At 72.4% G+C, this 19,217-nt stretch carries 16 protein-coding genes; 2 read left to right on the top strand and 14 right to left on the bottom strand.

Annotation, left to right across the window (positions count from 1 at the left end; translation table 11 throughout):
• The first annotated feature begins 14 nt into the window (after positions 1 to 14).
• Both Q3W68_RS14025 and Q3W68_RS14020 read left to right on the top strand, forming a co-directional pair.
• On the top strand, positions 15 to 1,013 hold the full coding sequence (locus Q3W68_RS14025; RefSeq protein WP_302905836.1) for an alpha/beta hydrolase family protein: 999 nt from the start codon (positions 15 to 17) through the stop codon (positions 1,011 to 1,013).
• Between the two features lie 159 nt (positions 1,014 to 1,172).
• Positions 1,173 to 1,808 carry a helix-turn-helix domain-containing protein gene (locus Q3W68_RS14020; protein ID WP_302905835.1) on the top strand — a complete coding sequence of 212 codons (636 nt, stop codon included), beginning with the start codon at positions 1,173 to 1,175 and terminating at the stop codon, positions 1,806 to 1,808.
• 74 nt (positions 1,809 to 1,882) lie between these two features.
• Here the strand turns inward: Q3W68_RS14020 and Q3W68_RS14015 are convergent, their stop codons facing one another.
• The 14 genes from Q3W68_RS14015 to Q3W68_RS13950 form a co-directional block, all read right to left on the bottom strand.
• A complete protein-coding gene (locus tag Q3W68_RS14015; RefSeq protein ID WP_302905834.1) occupies positions 1,883 to 2,974 on the bottom strand; it encodes an alpha/beta hydrolase in 1,092 nt (363 codons plus the stop codon).
• A gap of 5 nt (positions 2,975 to 2,979) precedes the next feature.
• Positions 2,980 to 3,978, bottom strand: a complete 999-nt coding sequence (locus Q3W68_RS14010) for an LLM class flavin-dependent oxidoreductase (protein WP_302905833.1) — start codon at positions 3,976 to 3,978, stop codon at positions 2,980 to 2,982.
• Positions 3,975 to 4,298 (bottom strand): TIGR04076 family protein, encoded by a 324-nt coding sequence (locus Q3W68_RS14005; protein WP_302905832.1) that lies wholly within the window; start codon positions 4,296 to 4,298, stop codon positions 3,975 to 3,977. Before Q3W68_RS14005 ends, Q3W68_RS14010 begins: the two co-directional genes overlap by 4 nt.
• Positions 4,295 to 5,299, bottom strand: coding sequence for a zinc-binding dehydrogenase (locus tag Q3W68_RS14000; protein ID WP_302905831.1), 1,005 nt, complete (start codon positions 5,297 to 5,299; stop codon positions 4,295 to 4,297). The genes Q3W68_RS14005 and Q3W68_RS14000 overlap by 4 nt, the downstream gene beginning before the upstream one ends.
• Positions 5,296 to 5,709, bottom strand: coding sequence for a nuclear transport factor 2 family protein (locus Q3W68_RS13995; RefSeq protein ID WP_120570821.1), 414 nt, complete (start codon positions 5,707 to 5,709; stop codon positions 5,296 to 5,298). The genes Q3W68_RS14000 and Q3W68_RS13995 overlap by 4 nt, the downstream gene beginning before the upstream one ends.
• Entirely contained in the window at positions 5,706 to 6,971 is a 1,266-nt protein-coding gene (locus tag Q3W68_RS13990) for an amidohydrolase family protein (RefSeq protein ID WP_302905830.1), read from the bottom strand. Before Q3W68_RS13990 ends, Q3W68_RS13995 begins: the two co-directional genes overlap by 4 nt.
• Positions 6,968 to 8,638, bottom strand: a complete 1,671-nt coding sequence (locus tag Q3W68_RS13985) for a hydantoinase B/oxoprolinase family protein (protein ID WP_302905829.1) — start codon at positions 8,636 to 8,638, stop codon at positions 6,968 to 6,970. Before Q3W68_RS13985 ends, Q3W68_RS13990 begins: the two co-directional genes overlap by 4 nt.
• Positions 8,631 to 10,319, bottom strand: a complete 1,689-nt coding sequence (locus tag Q3W68_RS13980; protein WP_302905828.1) for a hydantoinase B/oxoprolinase family protein — start codon at positions 10,317 to 10,319, stop codon at positions 8,631 to 8,633. Before Q3W68_RS13980 ends, Q3W68_RS13985 begins: the two co-directional genes overlap by 8 nt.
• The gene (locus Q3W68_RS13975) at positions 10,316 to 12,367 is read right to left on the bottom strand and encodes a hydantoinase/oxoprolinase family protein (protein WP_302905827.1); all 2,052 of its coding nucleotides are present in this window, start codon (positions 12,365 to 12,367) and stop codon (positions 10,316 to 10,318) included. Before Q3W68_RS13975 ends, Q3W68_RS13980 begins: the two co-directional genes overlap by 4 nt.
• Positions 12,364 to 14,397, bottom strand: a complete 2,034-nt coding sequence (locus tag Q3W68_RS13970) for an ABC transporter ATP-binding protein (protein ID WP_302906185.1) — start codon at positions 14,395 to 14,397, stop codon at positions 12,364 to 12,366. The genes Q3W68_RS13975 and Q3W68_RS13970 overlap by 4 nt, the downstream gene beginning before the upstream one ends.
• 2 nt (positions 14,398 to 14,399) lie before the next feature.
• Entirely contained in the window at positions 14,400 to 15,284 is an 885-nt protein-coding gene (locus Q3W68_RS13965; RefSeq protein WP_091427917.1) for an ABC transporter permease, read from the bottom strand.
• Positions 15,284 to 16,294 (bottom strand): ABC transporter permease, encoded by a 1,011-nt coding sequence (locus Q3W68_RS13960; RefSeq protein WP_302905826.1) that lies wholly within the window; start codon positions 16,292 to 16,294, stop codon positions 15,284 to 15,286. The genes Q3W68_RS13965 and Q3W68_RS13960 overlap by 1 nt, the downstream gene beginning before the upstream one ends.
• Before the next feature lie 15 nt (positions 16,295 to 16,309).
• Positions 16,310 to 17,965: an ABC transporter substrate-binding protein gene (locus Q3W68_RS13955; protein ID WP_302905825.1), complete on the bottom strand. Its 1,656-nt coding sequence runs from the start codon at positions 17,963 to 17,965 to the stop codon at positions 16,310 to 16,312.
• A 331-nt stretch (positions 17,966 to 18,296) separates the two neighbouring features.
• The gene (locus Q3W68_RS13950; protein WP_302905824.1) at positions 18,297 to 19,163 is read right to left on the bottom strand and encodes an IclR family transcriptional regulator; all 867 of its coding nucleotides are present in this window, start codon (positions 19,161 to 19,163) and stop codon (positions 18,297 to 18,299) included.
• Between the last annotated feature and the right edge of the window lie 54 nt (positions 19,164 to 19,217).

Raw genomic sequence — 19,217 nt, 5'->3', positions numbered from 1 at the left:
TCCCAGGAGGATCCATGTCGCACGATCGCATCGCTCCCCCCACCGTGAGCCGCCGTCGGCTGCTCACCGGCGCCGCCGCGGTCGCGGCGACCGGTGCCCTGGCCGGCGCCTTCACCGCGCCGTCCGCGGCGAGCGCCGCCGCCCGCGACGGGTACGGCCTCCGCATCGTCGACCGCAACGAGAACGGCGGCCGGTTGCAGTACTTCCGCTTCGCCACTGACGCGATCGAGTGGGATCCCGCGGTGAACGTGCTGCTGCCCGACGGCTACCACACCAGTGGCAAGCGCTACCCGGTGCTGTACCTGCTGCACGGCGGCCGGCAGGACTTCCGCACGTTCCATCTCCAGGACAACATCATCAACCTGACCGCCGGCCGCGAGATCATCGTGGTCATGCCGGACGCCTCCACCGGCTGGTACTCCAACCCGGTCACCAGCAACGCCGGGCCGCGCAACTGGGAGACGTTCCACATGGCCCAGTTGCTGCCGTGGATCGAGGCCAACTTCCGCACGTTCCCCGAGTACAACGGTCGCGCGGTGGCCGGCTTCTCGATGGGCGGTTTCGGGGCGCTCAAGTACACCGCGAAGTACTACGGCCACTTCTGCTCGGTCAGCTCCCACTCCGGGCCGGCCAGCCTGCGCCGGGACTTCGGTCTCGTCGTGCACTGGGCGAACGCCACCTCGGCCGCGCTCGACCTCGGCGGCGGAACGGTCTACGGCGCGCCCCTGTGGGACGAGGCCCGGGTCAGCGCGGACAACCCGGTCGAGCGCATCGAGAGCTACCGCAACAAGCGGATCTTCCTGGCCGCCGGGACGTCACCCGACCCGATCAACTGGTTCGACCAGGTCAACGAGGGCCAGGTGCTGGCCGGGCAGCGCGAGTTCCGTAGCCTGCTGGGCCGGGCCGGCATCCCGCACGAGTGGCGCGAGGTTCCGGGCGGCCACTACTTCCGCCACGAACTGTTCGTCCAGGACCTCGCCGGCATGCTCGGCCGGCTGCGCCGCGCCGGCTGACCCGTCGGGCCGGTCCACCAGGGACGACGTGGCGCGGAGGCACCCGCGGTGACCGGAATTGACAGCGCCTCCCCCTCGCACATTCGCGGCCATGTTCGATACCATCGAACATCCCGGGCGGATCCCCCGCCACCGCGACAGGGAGGTCTCGTGCGGCCCATGAACAGTCAGCCGCCGTCGGAGCAGGCCGGCTCCGGTGGCGCCGCGGACGAGAACACGCCCGCGGGCGTCGTCGGCGCCCGGATCCGGCGCTACCGCAAGGAACGCGGGCTGACGCTGCGCGGCCTCGCCTCCCGCTCCGGGTTGTCCATCGGCTTCCTGTCCCAGGTCGAGCGCGGCATCTCCTCCATCGGCCTGACCGCGCTCGGCAGCGTCGCCAAGGCGCTCGACCGGTCGGTGGCCGACTTCTTCGACGCCGGCACCGCCTCGCCGGACAGCACCGTCTCCTCGCTTCCCCGGCACTTCACGCTGACCAGGGCGGAGACGGCCGCAACGCAGTACGTGTCCGGGCAGCAGACCTACCGCATGCTCTCCGACCGGGGGCCGGACCTGGTGCTCGAACCGATGCTCGTGCACATCGCGCCGGGCGGGCGCCGGGAGAACGCGTACGGCCACCGGGGCGAGGAGTTCGCCTACGTCATCTCGGGCGAGCTGCTCTACGAGGTCGAGGGCGTCGAGCACCGGCTGTTCCCGGGCGACAGCGTGCACCTGCGCTCGTCGGTGCCGCACCAGCTCTACAACGACACCGACGCGGTGACGACTGTGGTCTCCGTCGTCACGCCCCGCCTGTTCTGAGGGCGCGCGCCGGGCACCACGAATCGCCCTCCGTGTTCACCTATGTGAACCCGGAGGGCGATTCCGTGTCCGCGTCAGCGACCGAGGCGGGCCTCCACGGCGGTCATCGTGTCCTGCCAGATGACGGAGGCCGGGTCGATGACGGCGAAGTGGTCCCCCGGCTGTTCGAGGTAGCGGACGTCGTCCCCCGCATCGGCCGCCGCCACGGCGTAGCGCCGGTTGGCGTCGACGAGGTCGAGGCTGTCCTCCGTCCCCTGCACGAGGAGTGTGGGCACCCGGGTCGGCAGGCGCCGCATCGGGTCGCTCTCGGCGTACCGGCGTGAAGCCGTCGCCGGTGAACCGCCCAGGGCCTCGGCGACCGCGCCGTCGCCGAGGTAACGCCGCTCGCCCTCGGTGAGGTCGAGCACCCCGGCCAGCGAGACCGCGAGCGCGACACGCGGCCCGCCCGTACGCGCGGCGAGGTCCGCCGCGGCGCGCAGCGCGAGCTGCCCGCCGGCCGAGTGTCCCAGCACGACGATCCGGTCCAGGTCCAGCGGCCGGTCGCGAGCCGGCTCCCGCAGCGCGACGAGGCCCGCCTCCACGTCCCGCGTGGTCGCGTCCCAGCCGTGCCGATCCGGGCGCCGGTACTCCAGGTTCCAGGACGCGTACCCGCGCCGGGCCAGGTCGGCGGCGAGCGCGTCCATCAGGTCGGCTCCCCAGACGGAGCGCCAGAACCCGCCGTGCAGCAGCACCGCGACCGGCGCCGGGCCGGTGTCCGGCGTGGACGGCAGCCGCAGGTCGCCCCACTGGTCCGGGTCCGGTCCGTAGGCGATCCGGGTGGCCGGCGCGCGGAGGCGGTGCACGGAGTGCCGGATCGCCCAGGCCAGGCCCCACAGTCCCCGCCCGGCCAGGTGGACCGCGCCGGGCACCGGCGGCTCGACGGTGAGGTCGTACCAGACCACGCCGGACGGCTGCGCGCCGATGAGGGCGCGGGCCGCCGGTGTGGGGCCGGGCAGCGCCACCACCGGCTGGTCCGTGGTGGCGAGCAAGGAGCGCAGCTCGTCGGCCGAGGCGACGGTGACGACGTGACCGGCGACGTCGAGTTCGGCGCAGGTGGCGGCGGTCAGCGACGCCAGCAGGGCCGCGTCGGCCACCAGGCCGGGGCCGACCAGGACGGTGAGCCTCACCTGACTCACCTGCGCAGCAGCGGCAGGACCGCGGAGCCGAGCAGGTCCACGCCGCGCTCGTCGGTGAGGCCGTGCGGCGTGCCGAACTCGACCCGGCGGACACCCGCGTCGATGAGCGCCTGGGCCTGTGCGGCGACCTGCTCCGGGGTGCCGGAGAAGGCGAACCGGTCGAGTACGTCGTCCGGGATCAGCCGGCCCGCCGCCTCGTCCTCGCCCGCGTCGACCAGCTCACCGACGCGCTTGACCAGGTCGTCGGACATCTCGACGGTCGGGTCCAGCTCGGCCACCACGGCCAGGTACATGGCCACCTCGGTGCGGGCCTTCGCGCGGGCCGCCTCACCGTCGGTGTCGACGACTGTCACGGCGCCGAGCACGATGCCGACGTCGGCGACGTCGCGGCCAGCCTTCTCCGCGCCGGTCCGCAGCCGCTCGCGGATCACCGGGACCATGTCGGGGTTGGCGCTGCCGCCAACCTTGATCTCGTCGGCGATCCGGCCGGCCAGCGCGGCGCCCTGCGGGCCCCACGCGCCGAGCAGCAGCGGCGGGTCGGGCCGCTGCACGTCGTAGCGCAGCGCGGTGCCGGGAGCGAGCGAGAAGACCTTTCCGGTGAAGCCGCCGCGGTCGCCGCGCAGCAGGCGGTAGACGACCTGGACGGCCTCCTCGATGGTGGTCAGCGGCCGCGGCTGCGGCAGGCCGACAGCGCCCAGCCAGGTCCCCCGGGCCAGCCCCAGGTAGGCCCGGCCGTGCGAGGCCAGGTCCAGGGCGGCGATCTGACCGGCGATCTCGTACGGCGCCATCGAGTACGGGTTCAGGCAGGCCGCGCCGAGGCGTACCCGCTCGGTCGCCTGCGCCATCTCCAGCAGCGGGAAGATGGGCGGCTGGTACATCAGGTCGCCGAAGACGGTGAGCACGTCGAAGCCGTGCGCCTCGGCGGCGCGGGCCAGCCGGGCGTAGGCACCGGCCGGCTTGTCGCTCTGCAGGCCGAGCCCGATCTCGACGGTCATGTCAGGTCCGCCGAGTTCATCGTGCGCCGGCAGGTCCGTTCCACCTTCATGACGAGCCGCTCCTCCGGGTCGGGGCAGATGAAGTGGGAGTCCTGGGCCAGCCAGTCCCCCGGCGCCAGGTCACGCTGCTTGGCGGCGAGGAAGGGCAGCACCGAGGCGAGCGCGTACACGCAGAAGTGCTTTCCCTCGGGCAGCCGCAGGTGCGCGCTGTTCGTCAGTTCGAAGTGGTCGCCCACGGCCATGCCGCACACCGACCGGCCCTCGATCCGGTCGACTGTCACCTTCAGGTCGTAGATCTCCATGTCGCCGTCGTCGCTCACGGCCCCTCCCCCTCCTCGATCCGTACGATGATCTTGCCGATGGTCCGGCGTTCGGCCAGCTCGGTGAGCGCCGCGGGCGCCTCGTCCAGCGACACCACGCGGCTGACCGGCGGCCGGACCGCGCCGGAGACGCACATGTCGAACAGCTCCTGGTAGGCGGCCTCGACGGCGCTCGCCCGGCGCCACGGGTACTGCGAGCCCCAAGACAGGCCGACGAGCGTCGCGTTCGCCGCCATCAGCCGCAGCGGGTCGACCGGCGGCGGCGTGCCGCCGGCTGCGCCCACCGCCACCAGGCGACCCTCGAACGCGAGGCACTCCCAGGATCGGGCGAACACGTCGCCGCCCACCGGGTCCACCACGACGTCCACGCCCCAGCCGCCGGTGGCGGCGAGCACGGCTGGTACGAAGTCCGCCGCGGTGTAGTCGATCGCGACCGAGGCGCCGTGGTCGCGGCAGATCGCCGTCTTGGCCGGACCTCCCGCGGTGGCGAGGACCCGCGCGCCGCGGGCGACGGCGAGCTGGATCGTGGCGATGCCCACCCCGCCGGCGCCCGCGTGCACCAGCACCGTCTGCCCGGCGGTGAGACCGGCCCGCTCCAGCGCGAACCACGCGGTCTGGTAGGTGACAGGAAGCCCCGCCGCGGTCACCGGGTCGACTGTGGACGGCCGCGGCACCACCACCGCGGCGTCCACGGTGACGGTCGTGCCGAGCGCGCCGCGCGGCAGCGCCGGGCAGGCGAGCACCTCCTGACCCAGCAGGTGCCCGGCCCCGGCGCCGGCGGCGACGACAAGTCCGGCCGCCTCCACCCCGGGTGTCATCGGCGGGTCGGGCCGCACCGGGTACTCGCCCCGGCAGAGCATGACGTCCAGGAAGTTCAGCCCCACCGTACGCACGGCGAGCCGTACCTCACCGGGGCCGGGCGGCGGGTCGTCGGGCAGATCGGCGACCGACAGCACGTCCGCCGGCTCGCCGGTCCGCCCGGCGACCAGCCGCCGGATCACGCCGCGCCCACCGGTTCCCGGACCAGCTCGGCGTGGTGGTGCACGATCACCCAGCGGCCGTCGATCCGGCGCACCACGTCGGTGACCCGGGTGATCTCCGGCTCGTCGTCCGGGCCGAGCTGCGCGACCAGCTCGTACCGGGCCACGCCGAAGTCGTCCCAGACGTCGATGCGCTTGTCCCGTGCGGCGAGCACCGCCAGCCGGGGCCGCTGCCCCGCGGCGTCCCGCCGGGCGCGGTACTCGTCCAGCTCGGCGCGGGTCCGCAGCGGCCCGGGCAGGTGCGTCTCCCAGGTGGTCACCTCGGGGTGCAGGTGCGTGTCGAACCGCTGCTGGTCCCCGGCGAGGAACGCGTCGTACATGTCGTCGATGCCGGCGGCGATCGCCGCCGCGCCTGCCTGCGCGAACGTCATCGCGTCTCCTCCTGGTTGCGGTCGTCGCGGGCGATCTGCCCGCCCTTCATCACCCACCGCACGTCCCGGAAGGCCGAGGTGTCGGCCAGCGGGTCGGCGTCGGTCGCGATCAGGTCGGCCAGCTTGCCGGCCTCGACCGTGCCGAGGTCGGACTCGGCGCCGAGCCACCGGATCGGGCCGAGCGTGCCGGCGTGGATGGCCCGCGCGGTGCCGATCCGCTCGGACATGTACTCCAGCTCCCGGATCGAGGCGGTGGTGCCCTCGAACTGCCAGAACGGGGGCATGTCGCTGCCGAGCAGCACCTCCACGCCGGCGGCGATCGCCATGTCGAAGCTCTCCAGGTGCCGAGGGCCGGCGCCGAGCGACCGGCACTGCATCCACTCCGGTACGCCCAGCTCGTCGAAGAACTCCTTGCACCGGGTCACCAGCAGCGTCGGCACGAGCGCGGTGCCGCGCTCGGCCATCCGCGCCGCGACCTGCGGGGTGAGCTGGTAGCCGTGCTCCACGCAGTCCAGTCCCAGCTCCACGGCCGCGCCGATCACGTCGGCGGGCCCGGCGTGCGCGGTCACCTTGCGGCCCCACGCGTGCGCGGTCTCGATCACCGCGCTCATCTCGTCGGCGAACAGCTGGGGCGTGTGGATGCTCTCGTGCTCACCGGCGATGCCGCCCGAGATCATCACCTTGATCAGGTCCGCGCCGGCCTTGATCTGGCTGCGGACGCCCCGGCGGAACCCCACCGGACCGTCGCACTCCAGCGTGTCGTTGCTCTCGTGGCCGTGCCCGCCGGTGCAGACCAGCGCCCGGCCGGCGGTGTAGATGCGCGGACCCGGCACGCGCCCGGCGTTGATCGCCCGCCGCAGCGCGAAGTCGGCGTGGTCCTTCTCCGCCACGCAGCGCACGGTGGTCACGCCGGAGTGCAGCGTGCGCCGCGCCCCGTCGGCCATGTAGTGGGCGAGGTCGTACGAGCCCATCCCCTTGACGCCCTCGCCTGCGGAGCCGGGCAGCGACAGCGAGAAGTGGGTGTGCATGTTGACCAGACCCGGCGTCAGGTACGCGCCGTCGAGGTCCACCTCGGCCAGCCGGCCGGCGGCCCGCGCCTGCTCGGCCACCTCGGCGTACGGCCCGACGGCGGCGATCCGGTCACCCCGGACCCACACCCCGGCGCCGGTCACGGGCACCATGCCGTCCACCACGCGGGCGTCCAGCACTGTGCAGTTGCCGAGCAGCACGCTCGGCTGCTCGGGCGAATAGGCGGCACTCACGCGATCACTCCATAAACGTCTCGGGCGGCCCGGGCGGAGACGTAGCCCTCGGCCACGTCCCGTCGCACCGCCTCCGGATCCCGACTCCTCGGGTCACCGTGCCCGCCGCCACCGGCGGTCAGCAACGTCACCCGGTCCCCCACCGCCACCGCGGTACGCCGTGTGCTCACCCGGTGCTCCCGGTCCGTGCCCGGGAACACCACCACCTGGTTCGGCTCCGGCTGCTCGCCGCCGGCCAGTGCCCACGGCGCGCTCTTCGTCTTCTTGATCACCGTCAGGAACTCACCCGGCGTCACGAACCGGATGTCCCGCCGCAGGCCGCAGCCGCCCCGGAACCGCCCCGCGCCACCGGAGTCGGTACGGATCTCCAGGCGCTCGAAGAACATCCCGGTCTTCGACTCCAGCACCTCGACAGGCGTGTTGCGCGCCTGGGTCTGGCAGAGGTGGTTCGCCGGTCCGATCCCGTCGTGCGAGGGCGTGCCGCCCCAGCCGACCGGGTCGTTGTTGCTGACCGCGAACATGTCGCCGGTGTCCGGGTGCCGGCCGACCATCATGAACCCGGGCACGTCGCCGCCGGAGGAGGCGGCGAGCCGGTCCGGCATGCCCTGAGCCAGCGCCTTGAGGATCAGCTCCAGCGCGACGGTGCCGGTCCACTGGGTGAACGTGGCGGCCGGGTACCGCGCGTGGAACAGCGTGCCGGGCTCGGCGCGTACCCGCAGGGGCGCGAAGTGCCCGGCGTTCGTCTGCTCGTGCGGCGTCGTGACGCCCTTGAACGCGACCCGGCAGGTGGCGATGGTGGCGCCCAGCGGCAGGTTCACCGGCCCGGGCACCGCCGGGGACGACCCGGCGAAGTCCACTGTGAACTCGCCGTCGGCGACGGTGACCGTGACCCGCATGAGGATCGGCTCGTCGCTGACGCCGTCGTCGTCGAGCCAGTCCTCGGCGGTCCAGCTGCCCTGCGGCAGCGCGGCCACCGCCTCCCCGGCGCGCTGCGCGGCGACGTCGATGACCCGGTCGACCACCGCGTCGACCACCGCGGGGCCGTACTCGCGGTACAGCTCGGTCAGCCGCCGTTCGCCGGTACGCAGCGCGGCGATCTGCGCGTTGAGGTCGCCGAGGACGAGTTCCGGCATGCGCGAGTTGAACCGGATCAGCTCGTGGATCTCGTGCACCGGCTCGCCCCGGTCGTACACCTTGGTGCCGGGGAAGATGATCCCCTCCTGGTGCATGTCGGTGGAGTCGAGCACGTAGCCGGGATCCTTGGCCCCCAGGTCCATCCAGTGCGCCCGGATGCACAGGAACCCGATCAGCTCCTCGCTGCCGGGCAGCACGACCGGCGCGAACATCGTCGCGTCGTACGTGTGCGCCGCGTTCCAGTACGGGTAGTTGAGCAGCACCACGTCGCCGCGGTGCAGGTTCTCCACGCCGACGTACTCGACGCCCTTGCGCAGCGAGTAGTCGTTGGCGCCGAGGAAGCGGGACAACCCGGTGGACTCCGCGACCAGCCGCAGCCGCCGGTCGTAGACGGAGATGCCGAAGTCGTACACCTCGTAGATCACCGGGTTGAACGCGGTGCGCACCAGCGCGGCCCGCATCTCCTCGGCGGCCGAGACGAGGTGGCTGCGGACGACCTCGACGGTCGCCCCGTCGACCGCCGGCTCACCCATCGACGTCCACTCCGTAGACGTCCCGGGCCGCCTCCCGGGAGACGTAACCCTCGGCCACGTCCCGCCGCACCGCCTCCGGGTCACGGCGGCGCGGGTCACCGTGCCCACCGCCACCGGCGGTCAGCAAGGTCACCCGGTCGCCGACAGCGACCGTCGTGCGCTTGGTGCTCACGCGGTGCTCGCGGTCGGTGCCCGGGAACATCACGATCTGGTTCGGCTCCGGCTGCAATCCGCCGTCGAGCGCCCACGGCGCGCTCTTGGTCTTCTTGATCACCGTCAGGAACTCACCGGGCGTCACGAACCGGATGTCCCGCCGCAGACCGCAACCGCCCCGGAACCGGCCCGCGCCACCGGAGTCCTCGCGGATCTCCCAGCGCTCGAAGAACATCCCGGTCTTGGCCTCCATGACCTCGATCGGGGTGCCCCGGCCGGTGCTGCCGGAGACGTGCGTGGCGGCGTCCATCCCGTCGTGCTGCGCGGTGCCGCCCCAGCCCACCAGGTCGTTGTTGCTGACCGCGAACATCTTCCCGGTGTCCGGGTGCAGGCCGACCATCATGAACCCGGGCACGTCGCCGCCGGAGGAGGCGGGCAGCAGGTCCGGCATGCCCTGGGCCAGCGCCTTGAGGATCAGTTCCACCGCGACGATGCCGGTCCAGAGCGTGAACGTCGGCTGCGGGTAGACGGCGTGGAACAGGCTGCCCGGCTCGGCCCGCACCTCCAGCGGCGTCACGGTGCCGGCGTTCGACGGCTCGTCCCGGGAGGTCAGCGACTTCAGCACGACCTTGCAGATCGCCTCGGTCGCGCCGAACGGCATGTTGATCGGACCGCGCGTGGCAGGCGCCGAGCCGGCGAAGTCGACGATGAAGCGCCCGTCGGCGATGGTGACGGTGACCCGCATCTTCACCGGATCGTCGCTGATGCCGTCGTCGTCCACCCAGTCCTCGGCGGTCCAGGTGCCCTGCGGCAGCGTCGCCAGCGCGGCGCGGGTCCGGGCCTCACCGTCGGCGATGATGCGGTCGATCGCCTGGTTCACTGTGTCCCGGCCGAACTTCTCGATGATCTCCAGCATCCGGCGCTCGCCGGTGCGCAGCGCGGCGATCTGCGCGTGCAGGTCACCGAGCACCGCGTCGGGCATCCGCGAGTTGAACCGGATCAGCTCGTGGATCTCGCGCACCGGCTCGCCCCGGGACACGACCTTGGTGCCCGGGAAGATGAGCCCCTCCTGGTGCATGTCGGTCGAGTCGAGCACGTAGCCCGGGTCCTTGGCGCCCAGGTCCATCCAGTGCGCGCGGACGCAGAGGAAGCCGACCAGGTCGCCGTCCGCGTCGGGGTCGGCCTCATCGGGCCGGAACACCGGGGCGAACAGCGTCGCGTCGAACGCGTGCGCCGCGTTCCAGTACGGGTAGTTCAGCAGCACCACGTCGCCGCGGTGCAGGTTCTCCCGGCCCACGTACTCCACGCCCTTGCGCAGCGAGAAGTCGTTCGCGCCGAGGAAGAACGTCAGGCCGGTGGCCTCGGCGACCAGCCGCAGGTCGGCGTCGTACATCGACAGGCCGAAGTCGTGCACCTCGTAGATGACCGGGTTGAACGAGGTACGGATGAGGGTGGCCCGCATCTCCTCCGCGACCGACAGCAGATAGCTGCGGACGACCTCGACCTGGGCTCCGTCCAGCGTGGTCATGCGGCTTCCTCCAGGGTGACGAGCAGGTATCCGTGGTCGTCGACGGTGACCCGCTGACCGCTCGGCACCACAGTGGTGGAGGTGCCCTCGTCGATCAGCGCCGGTCCGTCGAAGGTGTCGCCCGGCTCCAGGCGGGCCCGGTCGTAGACGGCGAACGGCACCACCGCGTGCTGCCCGAAGTCGTAGGCGTCGCGCTGCGTCAGCAGCGCCTGCGACGGGTCGCCGTCGCCGCGCGGGTGGGTCTGCAGCTCGGGCCGCTCGGTGCGGCCGATGCCGCGCACCCGCAGGTTGAGGATCTGCAGCGGGTTGCCCATGGTGTGGCCGTACCGGGAGCGGTGCGTCTCGTCGAACGCGGCGCGGACGGCGTCGCGGTCCAGCTCACGCCCCACGGTGACCATCAGGCTGTGCTCCTGGCCCAGGTAACGCAGCTCGAACTGCCGCTCCAGCACCGCCTCGCCGGCCGGCACGCCCTGCGCCACGAGCGACGCGACCGCCTCGGCCTCGACCGCCTTGAACAGCTGCTCCAGCTCCGCCAGGTCGGCGTCGTCGAGCGTGGCCATCACGGTACGGCTGAAGTCGTTGACGATGTCGGCCGACAGCATGCCCCACGCGGAGAAACCGGACGGCGCGAACGGCACGATCACCTCGCCGATGCCCATCTCCCGGGCCAGCAGCGGCGCCAGCAGCGGTCCGGCGCCGCCGAACGCCAGCAGCGCGAACTGCCGGGGGTCGTGCCCCCGCTCGACGGTGATCTGCCGGACCGCGCCGACGGTGCGGGCCAGCAACACGTCGAACACGCCCGCCGCCGCGTTCTCCACCGTCAGGCCGAGCGGCTCGGCGAGCTGCTCGGCGATGGCGGCGCGCGCCTCGGCGTCGCGCAGGCCCATGGTGCCGGCGAGGAAGCGGTCGGGGTCCATGTAGCCGAGCACCACGGCGGCGTCGGTGACCGTCGGCTTCGTGCCGCCCCGGCCGTAGCAGACCGGGCCGGGGTCGGCGCCGGCGCTCTGCGGGCCGACCTTGAGCAGGCCGTGGTCCAGCCACGCGATCGAGCCGCCGCCGGCGCCGATGGTCCGGATGTCGTACGTCGGGATGAGCAGCGGGAAGTGCTCCAGCTGGGCCTCGTACGCGGCCACCGGGTTGCCGCGCTCGATCACGCAGGCGTCCAGCGAGGTGCCGCCGATGTCGAACGTGAGCACGTTGTCCCGGCCCAGCTCGGAGGCGACGTACGCGGCGCCGACGATGCCACCGGCCGGGCCGGACAGCACGGTGTGCGTGGGTGCGGTCTTGGCGACCGCGCTCGTCATCGAGCCGCCGCCGGACCGCATGATCAGGAAGCGCCCGGAGAAGCCGCGGTCGGCCAGGCCGGCCTCCAGCTCGTCCACGTACCGCTCGAAGATCGGCCGGATGTACGCCTCCAGCACCGTGGTGCTGGTGCGCTCGTACTCGCGGTACTCGCGCACGATGTCGGTCGACAGCGACAGGCTGACCTCGGGGAACTCCTCGTGGATGAGGCGCGCGGCCTCCCGCTCGTGGCTCGGGTCGAGGAACGAGTGCAGGAAGCAGACGGCGATCGAGGTGACCTGCTGGTCCACCACGAGCGTGCGCGCGGCCTCCCGGACGCTGTCCGGGTCCAGCGGCTCCACCACCCGGCCCCGGTGGTCCAGCCGGCCCCGCACGCCGGCGGTGAAGCGGCGCTGCACGAGACTCTCCGGCCGCTGGTACTGGAAGTCGTACATGTGGTCGGACGGCACGTTGCCCCGCCCGATCAGGAAGATGTCCCGGAAGCCCTCGTTGGTGATGATGCCGGTACGGCCACCACGGCGTTCCAGCACCGCGTTGAGCCCGAGCGTGGTGCCGTGGATGAACAGCTCCACCTCGGACAGGTCGGTGCCGAGCGCGGTGATCGCGTTGAGGACACCGTCCGCGGGCCGGGCCGGGGTCGTGGCCGCCTTGCGGAAGCGGACCCGGTTGGTGCGCGTGTCGAGTTCCATGGCGTCCACGAAGGTCCCGCCGATGTCGACGGCGAGCCGGATGGGGCGACGGGTCATGGCGTGACAGCCTGCCTTCCGATGAGGGCGGGAAGCTCGGGAACGCGCCAGCAGGCGGCCCGGCTCTCGCCGTACGACTGAAGCTCCTGCTGCTCCGATCGGCACCGGTCGGTGACGAACGGGCACCGGGCGGCCAACGGGCACCCGGTCGCGGCGTCGGCTTCCTCCAGGTCCTTGACCAGCTCGACGGCCTCGCCGTCGGACCCGGTCGTCCCGCCGAGGCGGGGGGCGCTGCCCAGCAGCGCCCGGGTGTACGGGTGCCGGGGCGTGTCGAAGACGACGTCCACCGGCCCCTCCTCGACGACCCGGCCGAGGTAGAGGACCACGACCCGGTCGGCGAACCCGCGCACCGTCGCCAGGTCGTGGGAGATGAACACCGAGGCGCGGTCCGCGTCGGCCGCCACGTCGGCGATCACGTCGAGGATCTGCGCCTGGACGGTCACGTCCAGGGCCGAGGTCGGCTCGTCGAACACGATCAGGTCGGGCTCGCCGACCAGCGCGCGGGCGATGCCGACGCGTTGCGCCTGGCCGCCGGACAGCTCGTGCGGGTAGCGCTGGAGGATCGACCGGTCCAGCTCCATCCGGTCCAGCACGGCGGTGACGCGCTCCTGCCGTTGGGCCGGGGACAGTCCCGCGGCGCGCAGCGGCTCGGCGATGGAGTCGCCGACGGGACGGCGCGGGCTCAGCGAGCCGATCGGGTCCTGGAACACGAGCTGCGCCCGGGTCCGGGCCCGGCGCAGCGCCCGGCCCCGCGGGCGCTGACGGCCTGGCTGCTTGACCAGCGCCTGCCCGGCGACCGTGACGGTGCCGGACGTGGGCGCGACGAGGCCCATCACGAGCTTGGCGAGCGTGCTCTTGCCGCAGCCGCTCTCGCCCACCACGCCCAGCGTCTCGCCCGGCCCGAGCCGCAGCGTGACGCCGCGCAGCGCGTGGTGCCCGCCGGAACCGAACCGGCTGCGGTAGACGACGTGCGCGTCCTCGATCTCCAGCACGGCCGGCTTCGCGTCCGCGCCGGCCGCGACCGCGCCGGACGCGGCGGGGACGTGCGACGTCCGCGGCAGGCCGGCGTCCAGCGGCCGGGTCTGCGGGTGGAAGCAGGCGAGCGACCACTCACCACCACCGGGCACCGGCACGGTGGCCGGGCGCCGGGACGAGCAGGTGCCGTCGGCGTGGGCGCACCGGGCGACGAACGGGCAGTTGTGCGGCGCCTGCGTCAGCAGCGGCATGGCGCCGGGGGTGGCGACGACCGGCCGGCCGCCGACGTCCGGCACCGAGCGCAGCAGCGCCCGGGTGTACGGGTGCGCGGGCTCCCGCAGCACCTGCGCGGCCGGTCCGCTCTCCACCACGGTGCCGGCGTAGAGCACCACCACCCGGTCGCAGACCTCCGCGATGGACGCCAGGTCGTGCGAGATCAGCAGGACGCCCCGGCCGTCGGTGTCGGCGGCGTGCCGGAACTGACGCAGGATCTCCCGGGTCAGCGTCACGTCCAGGCCGGTGGTCGGCTCGTCGGCGATCAGCAGCTCCGGCGCGCAGCCGGTGGCCAGCGAGATCATCACGCGCTGGGCCATGCCGCCGGACAGCTCGTGGGCGTACGCGTCGAGCCGGCGCTGCGGGCTGCGGATGCCGACCGCCTCGAACAGCTCGCGCGCCGCCTCCCGGGCCCGCTCGCCGGACATCTCCTGGTGGGTGGCGAGCCGGTCGACGAGCTGCTTGCCGATCGTTCGGGTGGGGCTGAGCGCGCCGCGCGGGTTCTGGAAGCAGATCGCGACCCCGCGCCCGCGGTGGGCGGCGAGCGCGGCGTCGTCCATGCGCAGCACGTCCGCGTCGCCGAACAGCACCCGGCCGGTGGCGTGCGAGCCGCCCGGCAGCAGCCCGACGATCGCGCGGGCCACCATGCTCTTGCCGCCGCCGCTCTCGCCGACCAGGCCGACGACCTCGCCGGGTCGTACGGCGAAGCTCACGCCGCTGAGCGCCGCCACCTGCCGGCCGGGCCGGCGGATCGTCACGGAGAGGTTCTCGATCGAGAGCATGGTCACCGCCGCTTCGCGTTGGCGCGGTCCTGCAGGCCTTCGCCGAGCAGGCTGAACCCCAGGACGCAGACGAACAGGGCCAGGCCGGGCGGGACCGAGGTCCACCACCGGCCGCCGACCACGTCCGCGGCGCCCAGGCTGATCATGGCGCCCCACTCCGCCTCGGGGATGCTCACGCCCAGGCCGAGGAAGGAGAGCCCGGCCAGGGTGAGCATGGCCCAGCCGCAGTTCAGCGGCGCGATGACCCGGACCGGGGTGAGGCTGTTCGGGAGCAGGTGCCGCCAGAGCACGCCGACCGGCGACGCCCCGGAGGTGATCGCGGCGTCCACGAACGGCAGTTCCCGCAGCGACCGCACCTCGGCGCGGACCAGCCGGGCGTACGCCGGCGCGTTCACCGCCGCGATCGTGATGATCAGGTTGATCGTGCCGTTGCCGAGCAGGGCGGCCACGGCCAGCGCCAGGATGAACGTGGGGAACGACTGGAAGATGTCGACCACCCGCATCAGCACGTCGTCGAGCCAGCCGCCGAAGTAGCCGGCGACCAGGCCGAGCAGCGTGCCGACGACCACCGCGAGCGCGACAGCGGCCAGGGCGATGCCCAGGTCGAGCCGGGCGGCGTAGAGCACCCGGCTCCAGATGTCCATGCCGTTGCCGTCGGTGCCGAGCAGGTGGCTGCCGCCCGGGGCGACCAGGGTGTTCGCCGCGTCGATCTCGGTCTCGCCCCACTGGCTCAGCAGCGGCGCGAACACCGCCACCAGCGCGACCACCGACAGGATGCTCGCCCCGGCGATGATCATGCGGCGGGCGAAACGGCTGTCCCGGTCGCCGCCGGGCACGACCACCGGCGCGGCGGCGGGACCGTCCGGGACGGTTCGCAGCTCGGCCATCAGAGCCTCACTCTCGGGTCGAGGATCGCGTGGACCACGTCGGCGACGAGGAACACCAGCACGTAGCACAACGCGATGACCAGCACCGACGCCTGCACCACCGGGTAGTCCCGGTAGAGCAGGCCGCGCAGGGCCCACTGGCCGAAGCCCTGCCACGAGTACACGTACTCGACGAGCACGGTGGAGCCGATCGCCGTGCCGAAGACCAGCGCGGCGAGCGACGGCAGCCGGACCAGCGTCGCCCGCAGCAGGTAGCCGTAGTGCAGCGTCCGGTCGCGCAGCCCGTGCGCCTTCGCAGCGGCGTACGACTCGGAGTGCAGCACCTCCAGCGCGGAGGCCCGGACGCTGCGCAGCAGCGGGGCGACCACGCCGACCACGAGTGTCAGCACCGGCAGCACGAGGTACGCCGCGGCCGAGGCGATCGCCGGCCCGTTGGCGGTGAGGACGGCGTCGACGAGGTCGGCGCCGGTGAGCGGGGTCAGGCCGGTGTCCGGGTCGACCCGGCCGTTGGGCGCCGGGAACCAGCCGAGGATGCTGTAGCCGACGAGCACCAGCACCAGGCCGAGCCAGAACTCCGGCACGGAGTTGCCGACCAGCGCGAAGATCCGGACGCTGTGGTCCCCGGCCCGGTTGGCCCGCTTGGCCGACCAGATGCCCAGCACCGTCGCCACCACGAGCGCGATGGTCACCGAGATGACCACGAGCTCCAGGGTCGGACCCACCCGGAGCGCCATCTCCGAGCCCACGGAGCTGCCGCTCTGGATCGAGGTCCCGAAGTCACCGGTCAGCAGCCCGCCGAGGTAGTCGAGGAACTGCTGCCACAGTGACTGGTCGAGCCCGAAGCGGGCCCGGGCCGCGGCGGCGTCCTCCTCGGTGGCGTTCTGCCCGAGGATGCTGCGGACGGGGTCGCCCGGCAGCACTCGGACCAGGAGGAAGGCCAGGACGACCACTCCGAGCAGAACGGGGATCAGCTGGAGCAGTCGCCTGGCGACGAACCGGAAGATACGCATGGGTGGGTGACGTCCCTAGGCCGAAGCGCTCAGGTAGCGCAGGCGGGCGAGGCCGTCCATCGGCTGCACCCAGCCGGCGACGGATTCCCGGACGGGCAGGTTGAAGTTGGGCTGGCAGATGACCACCCACGGCACGTCTGCGGCGAGGATCTCCTGGACCCGCTTCCACAGCGCGTTGCGGGCGCCCGTGTCGACTGTGGTGTGCGACTTCTCGTAGATCTGCTCGATCTCCGGGTTGCTGTAGTTCGAGTAGTTGAGGTTGGCGCCCTTGACGAAGCTGGTAGCCAGCATGTACTCGACGTCGTCCACCCAGAGCTGCCCGGAGGTGATCTGGAGCGGGATGTTCTTCTTGGTCCGCCGCTCGCCGAGGGTCGCCGGGTCCAGCGGGGTCAGCTTGAGCCGGATGCCGGCCTTGGCTGCCTCGCTCTGCACCTGGACGGCGATCTTCTGCTGCTCCTCGTTGTCGGCCTCGAAGACCAGCTCGGAGTCGAGCGACGCCCGGCCGGCGGCGGCCATCGCGGCCTTCGCCTTGTCCAGGTCGTGGGTGAACGGGTAGCCGCTCTCGTCGTACCCGGGCATGTCCAGCGGGACCGGGCTCTTGGCCGCGCGGGCGTCGCCGCCGTACACGTTGTTGATGATCTGCTCGTAGGGCACCGCGTAGGCGAGCGCCTTGCGCACGTTCACGTCGTTGAACGGCGCCGCGGTGACCGACATCTGGATGGCGACCTGGCGGTTGCTGGCCGCCGAGATGACCTTGATGCCCGGGGCCTTCTTGAGGTCCTGGATGTCGCGCTGGCTGATGCCCAGGGCGATGTCGATGTCACCGGCCTGGAGCTGGAGCCGCTGGTTGGAGGCGGCCGGCACCACCGAGATCCGGATGGTCGGCGTCCTGGCCGGGTCCGGGCCCGGGTAGCCGGTGTTCGCGGTGAGTTCGATCTCCTGGCCCTGGGTGGCCTTGGCGACGTTGAAGTAGCCGCCGGTCGGCGGGTTCTTCGCGAACCAGTCCTTGGCCCACGGGTCGCTCGCGCTCGCGTGCTTCTTGGCCTCGACGGAGTCGAAGACGTACAGCGAGATCGCCTGGATCTGCCGGGTGAGCGCGCTGGGGAACGCCTGGTGGAACTCGACCGTGTAGTCGTCGACGACCTTGACCTGGTCGGCGCTGGTCAGGCCGATGGTGCGGTAGACGCCGGCGACGTTGGCCTGGGCGGCGAACGCGCGGTCCTTCGACCACTTGACGTCGGCGGCCTTCATCTCGTTGCCGCTGGCGAACTTCACGCCGCGGCGCAGCTTGAGCGTCCACACCTTCTGCTCGGCGTCCGGCTCGAACGACTCGGCGAACGTCGGGGTGATGTTCTGGGTGTCGAGGATCTGGCTGCCGCCGGCGTTGGTGACCCCGTAGTCGATCAGGTACGGGAAGACGTTCTTGTAGAGCATCAGCGCGGTGAGATCGAAGCCGACGAAGTCCTGGTCCCAGCTCGACAGGTAGCTGGAGACCGCGATGCGCAGCGTCTTGGCGGAGGCACCGCCGGACTTGCCGTCCGTGGACTTGTTGCCGCTGTCCGCGGCGCAGGCGCCGGTGGCGAACAGCAGCGCGACGCTGCCACCCAACTGCAGGACGCCGCGGCGGGAGAGCGCGGGCGAGGAGGCGCCCGGACGGGGTGAACGAGCCATGAGAAGTCCTCCTAGAAGCACGAGGCAGATGGCCCGAGCAGCGGACCTACCAGGAGTTCTACCGGATTTAGCAAGAGTGAACAATAGGGTGAACGGTGTTCACTGAACACGCCCGCGCCGTGAAACTAGAGCGCTCCCGAAGTGCGGGATAGCCTGAGTGTCAGCGTTCATGACGGTTCATCAAAACGTTACGTACGGCGTATCGAAGAGGGCCGGAAACGCCGATGACCCCGGGAGGGACACCCGGAGTCATCGTGGCGCGAAGATCCGCGCGGTCAGGGGCGGCCGGTCTCCTCGGACCCGCCGGGCGGGCCGGAGCCGGCGCCGTCGGTCAGAACGGCCCGCGGTAGCCGATGTCACGGGACACGGCGCGAGCCGCCTCGACCACCGCCGCGCCGTGCCGCAGCGTCTGCTCGGCGAGCCGCTCCCGCGGACCACACAGCGACACCGCGCCCACCACGTCACCCGAGGCGCTGCGGATGGCCGCCGCGACGCTGGCCGACCCGGCCTGCCGCTCGCCGAAGCTCACCGCGTATCCCCGCTCCCGGATACCGGCGATGTCGTCACGCAGCGCATCGGCCGAGGTGAGCGTCCGCGGAGTGAGACTGGCGTGCCGGTGCTGGGTGAGGAACTCCTCGATCGTCTCGTCCGGCAGCGCGGCGAGGATCGCCTTGGAGGACGACCCGGCATGCAGCGGGTACATCCGGCCCAGGGCCACCGACATCCGCACCTCGTGCGGGGAGAGCACCTGGTCCACGTACACCCGCTGCCAGCCCTGCCGGATGGAGAGCGTGGCGGTCTCCCCGCTGAGCTCGACGAGCCGCTCGAGATAGGGACGGGCCGTCTTCGGCACGTCCAGGGTCCGCAGCGCGGCCAGGCCGACAGTCAGCGCGCCCGGCCCGAGCTGGTACTGCTTGGTCCCCTCGTCGAAGGCGAGGAACGCGTCCGTCACCAGTTCCTTGAGGATCCGGTGCGCGACCGCCTTGGGAATGCGGAGGTCGCGTGCGATCGCCGAAACGCCCAGCGCCTCCGGCGCCCGGGAGGCCAGCAGATTGATGATCGCGAAGGTCCGGGCCAGCCCGGACCGGGCCCGGCCGTCCTCCCCGTCCGGCTGCTCCGCGCCCGGCGCCGGTCGTCGACCGGGGCGGGACTGAACGATGATCTCCGCGCCAGCCGGACCGGTATCCACTGGGGCCATCTGGAAGGCTCCTTACAGAACAGTTGGCGTCTATGGTGCCGGAGAATGCCGCGG

The organism is Micromonospora sp. C28ISP2-4, from assembly GCF_030519385.1.
GTDB lineage: Bacteria > Actinomycetota > Actinomycetes > Mycobacteriales > Micromonosporaceae > Micromonospora > Micromonospora tulbaghiae.
The sequence above is the reverse complement of the archived record's forward strand: the minus strand, read 5'-3'. Positions and strand labels throughout refer to the sequence as shown.